Here is a 7,938-nt window from a genome sequence, read left to right as displayed (position 1 = left end):
CGCCGCCGATGATCCAGTGGGAACGTTTTACGAGGAAGTCTTTATCCTGCCAGATAGCTGCAAGGTGCGGGCATTTGTCTACGAGCGGTTCGATCGCTGCGATGACTTTGTCTGCACGCTGGCGAGTGCCGTCGCCGAGGTCGCGGTTGTCATACCAGTCTTGGAGGACTGCTTTGAGTTCTGCGTCCGGACAGCCTTCGATCGCTGCTGCTACTTCGTTGGCGAGTTTTTCGCGAATCTGTTTGACACCGAGGAACATACCAAGGCCGTATTCGGCGTTGTCTTCGAAGAGGGAGTTGCCCCAAGCCGGGCCGTGGCCTTTGTGGTTCGTGGTGTACGGTACGGACGGGGTGGAGCCTGCCCATACGGAAGAACAGCCTGTAGCGTTGGCTACCATCATGCGGTCGCCGAAGAGCTGAGTAACGAGTTTGACGTACGGAGTTTCGCCGCAGCCTGCGCATGCGCCGGAGAATTCGAGGAGCGGTTGTTCGAACTGGCTGCCTTTGACCGTTTTCACGTTGAACGGGTTAGCTTTCGGAGCAACTTTGACGAGTGCATCCCACTGAGGAGCTTTTGCTACCTGCGTGTCAAGCGGTTTCATAACGAGTGCGGATTCTTTTGCCGGGCAGACCTGAGCACAGTTGCCGCAACCTGTACAATCGTACGGGGAGATGGCCATCGTGAAGAGGAGGTCTTTTGCGCCGACTGCCGGTTTATTCGGTACGTTGAGCTCAGCTGCTTCTTCAGCCGTGAGGAGTACCGGGCGGATCGCTGCATGCGGACATACATACGAGCACTGGTTACACTGGATACATTTGTCGAGCTGCCATTCCGGTACGTTGATCGCGATACCGCGTTTTTCGTACGCTGCGCTTCCGAGCGGATATGTACCGTCTTCGATGCCTACGAATGCGCTTACCGGGAGGGAGTCGCCTTCCTGACGGTTCATCGGTTCGAGGATCTTGCTGATGTATTCCGGTACTTCTGCTTTTGCTTCTGCCGGAGCGTCCTGAGCGTCAGCCCAAGCTGCCGGGATGTCTACTTTGACGATCGCGTTGACGCCTTGATCGATAGCGGCGTTGTTCATGTCAACGATGTGCTGACCTTTGTTGCCGTAGGATTTGACTACTGCGTCTTTGAGGTGAGCGACTGCGTCTTCTACCGGGATGATGTTTGCAATTTTGAAGAATGCGGACTGCATGATCATGTTGATGCGGCCGCCGAGACCGATCTCTTGCGCGATCTTAACAGCGTCGATGATGTAGAAGTTCGCTTCTTTTTGTGCGAGAACGCGTTTCATGTTTGCCGGGAGGTTCGCTTCGAGCTCTTCTGCGCTCCAGTTGCAGTTGAGGAGGAAGTTACCGCCGCGTTTTAGACCTGCGAGTACGTCGTATTTCGTTACGTAGGACTGGTTGTGGCAAGCGATGAAGTCTGCTTTGTTGATGAGGTACGGCGATTTGATGAGCTCTTTACCGAAACGGAGATGCGAGATCGTGACGCCGCCCGATTTTTTGGAGTCGTATGCGAAGTATGCCTGTGCGTACATATCCGTGTGGTCACCGATAATTTTAACAGCGGATTTGTTAGCACCGACCGTACCGTCGGAACCGAGACCCCAGAATTTACAAGCTGTCGTGCCAGCCGGCGTCGTGTCGATGTCGTCGCCGAGCGGGAGGTTCGTGAACGTTACGTCGTCTACGATACCAACTGTGAAGTTGTCTTTCGGAGCATCGAGTTTGAGGTTTTCGAATACACCGTGGATGTGGGCAGGGATCGTGTCTTTGCTTGCGATACCGCAGCGACCACCAACGATCTGCGGCTGCCAATCCGTGCCGTAGAATGCGGATTTAACGTCGAGGTAGAGCGGTTCAGCGAGGGAGCCGCTTTCTTTCGTACGGTCGAGAACAGCGATCTTTTTGACTGTTTTCGGGATGTATTTGAAGAAGTGTTTCGTCGAGAACGGACGATAGAGGTGAACGTTGAGAAGACCTACTTTTTCACCGTGAGCGTTGAGGTAGTCAACGATCTCTTCTACGACGCCGCAGATGGAGCCCATTGCTACGATCATGCGGTCTGCGTCAGGCGCACCGTAGTAGTTGAACGGGTGATATTCGCGGCCCGTGATCTTGCTGATCTCGTCCATGTAGTCGGATACGATGTCCGGAAGAGCTTCGTAGAATTTGTTTGCAACTTCGCGTTGCTGGAAGTGGATATCCGGGTTCTGTACCGTACCGCGGAGCACCGGATGATCCGGGTTGAGGGCGCGTTTGCGGAACGCGTCTACGGCATCTTTGTCAAGGAGTGCTTCGAGGTCTTTGTAGTCCATGAGTTCGACTTTCTGAATTTCATGGGACGTACGGAAACCGTCGAAGAAGTTGAGGAACGGTACGCGGCCTTTGATCGCGGAGAGGTGAGCAACACCGGCAAGGTCCATGACTTCCTGTACGCTGCTTTCAGCGAGGAGAGCGAAGCCTGTCTGACGGCAAGCCATAACGTCGGAGTGGTCACCGAAGATGCTGATCGCGTTCGCACCGACTGTACGTGCGCTGACGTGGAATACGCCCGGGAGAAGTTCGCCGGCGATCTTGTACATGTTCGGGATCATAAGGAGAAGACCCTGAGATGCTGTGTACGTCGTCGTGAGTGCGCCTGCTTGAAGCGAACCGTGAACGGCACCTGCCGCACCGCCTTCAGACTGCATTTCTACGATTTTAACCGGTTGATTGAAGATGTTCTTTTTGCCAACGGCAGCCCATTCGTCCGCGGATTCTGCCATGTTGGAGGACGGCGTGATCGGGAAGATCGCAGCTACATCGGTGAACGCATACGATACGTACGCGGCAGCTGTGTTACCATCCATAGTTTTCATTGGTTTCTGCATGAACATTACTTCCTTTCAGAAATAGATTGGTGGTCGACACGTATGTTATACGTATTTTAATTGTAACGCAATTGACAGAAAATTGCAATAGAATATTGACTGATATGTGAAAATTTTCGCATAATTACAGGGTAATTTATAAACAAATAGTAAGAATCAGTTTCAATTATAAAGGAAAAATGCTCTTTGACTAACAAAAGAAAAGGTTGTAGCATAATATGCGGACTATTGAAACTATTCTGTGAAAAAATTGCTTTCGCAAGTAGTGAGAAATGGGGCAAGTTGTGGTATAATGAAGACAAGATAAGAGAAAAACAGCTTCGGCTGACAGGAGGAATGTAACTATGTGCGAAGAAAAATGCTTGGAAGAAATGGAACAGGAAGTTCCGGTATTGTTCGAAGAAGATATTGATATTTTGGAAGATCGTCTTGACGATATCATTATGGCGATCGGCCTTCCGGAAGAACAGACGAACGCGATCCTTCGTTTGATCAGCGATGCACTCGATGAGCATCACAACAATATCCTCGATACGTATGAAGATCTCGAAGACGAGATGCTTGCATGCGATTGCGAAGAGGAAGAATAAGAGTCATATCGGAGGCGAAGCAGATGAAGCAGTGTATCGTAAGGCTTATCTGCCTCGCCTTTTGTATTTTGTGGTGCGGGTGCGTGTTTGCCGCGCCCGACAATGTACAAAAGGCGAGGGCACGTGTTGTGAGTGCGGCTGGCTGTATGGCGTCGTATGATGACAGGAATGCACACCTTTTCGAGAGCTATCTTTCGGCGGGCGGCTGGGAGATCGACCGATATGCGACGATGGACGGCAAGGTGAGTGCGGAGTTTCTCATCGCGAAAAAGACGGATAACGGAAAGAACAGTTTTCTTCTTGCGGTGGCAGGGACGAACGATGTGAGGGATGTCCGTCTTGATTTGAAGATGAAGCAGGTGCCGTACGGCGGAAGTACGATCGCAGAGTTTCGTGAGATGGCAGAGCGCCCTTTGACGAAGAACGATGCGTCCGAGCTTCGCGTACATAAGGGCTTTGACAAGCTGGCACTTCATCTGTTGACGGTAGAGGTGAAGACAGACGGCGGTATGCGCTCGCTCGTCGATATTCTTAGAGAGAATCGTGATGCGCATGTCTATCTGACGGGGCACAGCCTCGGCGGTGCGGCGGTGACGATCCTCGGGGCAAGACTTTTCGACCTCGGTATCATGCCCGAGCAGATACATATCATGACGTTCGGCGCGCCTGCGGTGGGCAATGATGCGTTCGCGCGTGCGTATGAGCATCTTCCGCTCGTGCGTATCACGATGAAGGGCGACCCGATCGTGATCGCGCTCCAGAAGGTGGCGGGCGGATACGAACAGTTCGGCACGGAGAAAAAGCTCGATGCGCGCGAGAAGCTGCCGTTGGGGCTTAGTGCGTCGAGCCACAATATCACGGAGTATTTCGATGTTGTCTTGAAGGACTACTACGATGTCGTCGGTATGAAGGACGGTGCGGTGCCGTATGAACCGTGCGAGCGTGCATCAAAAGCAGGCAAGGCGAAGGTATACGTGACACCGATGGTGACGGAGCTTGATATGAAGTTCGATAAGGACGCGGCGTATATGAAGATGGCGTTTGCCGATGTCGTACGGCTCCATGCGGACGGATTCGTGCTGGCAGAGGACGATGTTGATGCCGAAACGCGCGCACAAGAGGCGGGCTGTCGTTATCTCGTGACCTCGACCGTCAGAGATATCCCGATGCGCGAGGAGTATAACGAGCATTATATCGTATATACGCACACGATCCATGATCTTGAAGAAAATACGATCGTCGGTATCCATTCTCATTCGACCGATACGCGCCGTATGACGGCGATGGAGAGCTTTATCCGCTCATCGTTTTCTGCGTGGGAGGATGTAGAGGAGATATTGTAAGAGTGGGACGCTCCTTGCGAGAGGGGCGTTCTTTTTTTGCCCGAAATGCGGTGCGGACAAGCAGGTGCGTGTTTTGCATACTGTATAAGTATGATATAATGATGCTGATAAAAGCAGTTTGTGATGAGCCCGGTAGGGCTTGCAGACGATAGAGAGGGGCACAGATGATGAAAAGAACGTATACGGTCGAGAATCTCGGCTGTGCGAACTGCGCCGCGAAGATGGAGCGCGAGATATGCGCTTTGCCTGCGGTATCGGAGGCGACGCTGTCATTTGCGTCGCGCAGACTGACGGTGGTGAGCGAGGAGGACTTGACGGAGCAGCTGCAGTCTGTCTGCGAGAGCATCGAGCATGGTGTAATGCTTCGTGCGGAGGGTACGCTCCGTGATGTGACGCAGGAGAAGAAGGGCTTTTTCGAGGAGTGGGGCAAGCTTGCGGTCGGGGCGGTGCTGTTCGTCCTCGGCTTTGTATTCGGTACGGATACGGCAGAGGGTATTGCGCTGTTTGTCTTAGCGTATCTGGTGGCAGGCTATGAGGTGCTGATGATCGCAGGGCGAGATCTTGTGCGCGGGCGACTGTTCGATGAGAATTTCTTGATGGCGGTCGCGACGATCGGTGCGCTCATCATCGGCGAGTATGAAGAAGCCGCGGCGATCATGCTGTTTTATCTGTTCGGTGAAGGGATGCAGAAGCGAGCCGAACAGAACAGTCGTCGTGCTGTGCGTGATGCGTCGCTGATGCGTCCCGAAACAGTCAGTCTGCTCGATGCGGACGGCAGAGAGATCGTTATTCCTGCCGAGGCGGCAAAGGTCGGCGACATCTTGCGCGTGCGTGCAGGCGACCGTATCCCGCTCGACGGGGTGATCGTTGAGGGTGAGAGCCGTCTTGATACGTCGCCCGTGACGGGGGAAGCTGTTCCGCGCCGCGTGCGAAAGGGCGATGAGGTGATGAGCGGCACACTCAACTTGCAGGGCGTGCTCGTGCTTCGTGCGACAAAGACGCTTGAAACGTCGTTCGCGTATCGCATGATGGAGGCTGTGGCGGAGGCGGCCGATACGAAACCGACGATGGAGCGGTTTATTACGCGGTTCGCGCGAGTGTATACGCCGTTTGTCGTCGGAGTGGCAGTTCTGACGGCTGTCGTGCCGTCTGTGGTGACGGGCAACTGGCATGACTGGCTCTATACGGCTATCACGTTCCTTGTGATAAGCTGTCCGTGTGCGCTCGTCTTGTCGGTACCGCTCAGCTTCTTTTCGGGTATCGGGGCAGCTTCACGGCGCGGTATCCTCTTTAAGAGCGGTCTGGCACTCGAGGCTCTCTCTGCGGCACAAGTCGTCGCGCTCGACAAGACGGGTACGGTGACGGAGGGCGATTTCGTCTGTCAGGATATCGTGCTTCGCGGCAGTCTGTCGCGCGAGGAGGTACTGGCTCTGGCAGGCTCTGCGGAGATGATGTCATCGCACCCCATTGCCAAGGCACTCGTTCGGCGGGCAGAAGCGGAAGGACTTGTGCTGTCGGTCGCCGAATCGGCGCAGGAATATGCAGGCGAAGGGCTTGCCGCGGTGGTATGCGGTCGGCGTATCCTGCTCGGAAGAAGCAGTCTTCTTGCGCGCTGTGGTGTGCGTGTCGTCGGTGAGGAGGCGGGCGGTACAGTCGTTCTTCTTGCCGTAGACGGTGTGCATGAAGCGACGCTTATCATCGGTGATACGATCAAGTGTGATGCCAAAGACGGCGTGTCGTCGCTTACGGCAATGGGACTTCGTACGGTGATGCTGACGGGCGACAGAGAGGAGAGCGCGCATCTCGTATCCTCGGCTGTCGGTATCGAAGACGTCAGGGCAGAGATGCTGCCAAGCGATAAGCTGTCTGCGGTGCGTTCTCTGCGCGAACAGTACGGCAAGGTCGCGTTCGTCGGCGACGGGCTCAACGATGCGCCTGTGCTGGCAGGAGCTGATGTCGGCATGGCGTTTGCAAGCGGAAGCAGTGCGGCGGCAGAGGCGGCAGATGTCGTCTTGATGCGCTCTGCGTTCGGCTCGGTGGCAGAAGCCGTCCGTACGGCGCGTAGTGCGATGCGGATCGCACGGCAGAATATCGCACTTGCGCTCGGCGTAAAGGCACTCGTCCTCGTACTCGGTCTTGTCGGCATGGCTTCGATGTGGCTGGCGGTATTCGCCGATACGGGCGTGGCACTTCTGTGCGTCTTGAATGCGGTGCGGCTTCTCAAGGGAGATAAAACGAAAGAAAAAGCGTGTCACGATTCCTGTTGCAGACAGTCGTGATATAGGAAAAAAACGCTGTGGGCAGGTGCGCTCACAGCGTTTTTGTTGTATTCGATTATTTGCCGTTCATTGCGGTATTGTAGAGGTAGTAGCCGCCGCTGAGGTTTTTCATGCCCGTGAAGCCGTGTGCCGCTAAGATGCGGTACGCGATATAACCGCGAAGGCCTACTTGGCAGATGATGTGGATCGGCTTGTCGGTCGGAAGCTCTGCAAGGCGCCCTCTGAGTTCATCGACAGGGATATTGACAGCGTTGCCGATGGTGCCGCGTTTATATTCGTACGGTGTGCGTACGTCTACGAGGTAACCGCTGTCATCGGTATTGATCTCGTCCCAATGGATCGCCGCGCAGTCGCCTTTGATGAGGTTCGATGCGACGTAACCGCCCATGTTGACGGGGTCTTTCGCCGAGGAGTACGGCGGTGCGTACGTCAGTTCGAGTTCTTCGAGGTCGAATACGCTCATACCGGCACGGATAGCCGTTGCGAGGACGTCGATACGTTTTTCGACACCGCTTTTGCCGATGGCTTGTGCGCCGAGGAGCTTGCCTGTATGCGGTGCATAGAGGAGCTTCAGGCTGATGAGTGTTGCACCGCCGTAGTAGCCTGCGTGCGAGAGCGAGTGCGTGTACGATTTTTCATACGCGATACCTGCGCGTTTGAGGCTCTTTTCGCTTGCGCCCGTCGAAGCTGCCGTCATGTCGAATACCTTGAGGACGGACGAGCCTTGCGTGCCCTTGTACACTTCGGGACGGCCTGCGATGTTGTTCGCGGCGATACGGCCTTGCTTGTTCGCAGGGCCTGCGAGCGGAATGAGGGCAGGTCTGCGCGTGATGTAGTCGGTGACT

The 7,938-nt window shown here is 54.7% G+C and carries 5 protein-coding genes; 3 read left to right on the top strand and 2 right to left on the bottom strand.

The window, feature by feature from the left end:
- On the bottom strand, positions 1-2,881 hold a 2,881-nt coding region (gene nifJ / locus IJN28_04055), incomplete at its 3' end, for a pyruvate:ferredoxin (flavodoxin) oxidoreductase (protein ID MBQ6712945.1).
- 344 nt (positions 2,882-3,225) lie between these two features.
- Here nifJ and IJN28_04050 point away from each other — a divergent pair.
- The 3 genes from IJN28_04050 to cadA all read left to right on the top strand — a co-directional run bounded on the left by IJN28_04050 (position 3,226) and on the right by cadA (position 7,093).
- Complete coding sequence (locus tag IJN28_04050) at positions 3,226-3,471, top strand: hypothetical protein (protein ID MBQ6712944.1); 246 nt, start codon at positions 3,226-3,228, stop codon at positions 3,469-3,471.
- Positions 3,472-3,494: 23 nt separating this feature from the next.
- Complete coding sequence (locus IJN28_04045; GenBank protein ID MBQ6712943.1) at positions 3,495-4,814, top strand: lipase family protein; 1,320 nt, start codon at positions 3,495-3,497, stop codon at positions 4,812-4,814.
- A 164-nt stretch (positions 4,815-4,978) separates the two neighbouring features.
- Positions 4,979-7,093, top strand: coding sequence for a cadmium-translocating P-type ATPase (gene cadA, locus IJN28_04040; protein ID MBQ6712942.1), 2,115 nt, complete (start codon positions 4,979-4,981; stop codon positions 7,091-7,093).
- A gap of 55 nt (positions 7,094-7,148) precedes the next feature.
- Here cadA and IJN28_04035 read toward each other — a convergent pair.
- The coding region (locus IJN28_04035) for a CoA-disulfide reductase (GenBank protein ID MBQ6712941.1) at positions 7,149-7,938 on the bottom strand (790 nt) is incomplete at its 5' end.

Source organism: Selenomonadales bacterium, from assembly GCA_017442105.1.
Lineage (GTDB): Bacteria > Bacillota > Negativicutes > RGIG982 > RGIG982 > RGIG982.
The sequence above is the reverse complement of the archived record's forward strand: the minus strand, read 5'-3'. Positions and strand labels throughout refer to the sequence as shown.

Bases quoted from the DNA above. Each gene is read 5' to 3' on its own strand.
- cadA (MBQ6712942.1), top strand. From the start codon at position 4,979: ATGATGAAAAGAACGTATACGGTCGAGAATCTCGGCTGTGCGAACTGC.
- IJN28_04050 (MBQ6712944.1), top strand. From the start codon at position 3,226: ATGTGCGAAGAAAAATGCTTGGAAGAAATGGAACAGGAAGTTCCGGTA.
- IJN28_04045 (MBQ6712943.1), top strand. From the start codon at position 3,495: ATGAAGCAGTGTATCGTAAGGCTTATCTGCCTCGCCTTTTGTATTTTG.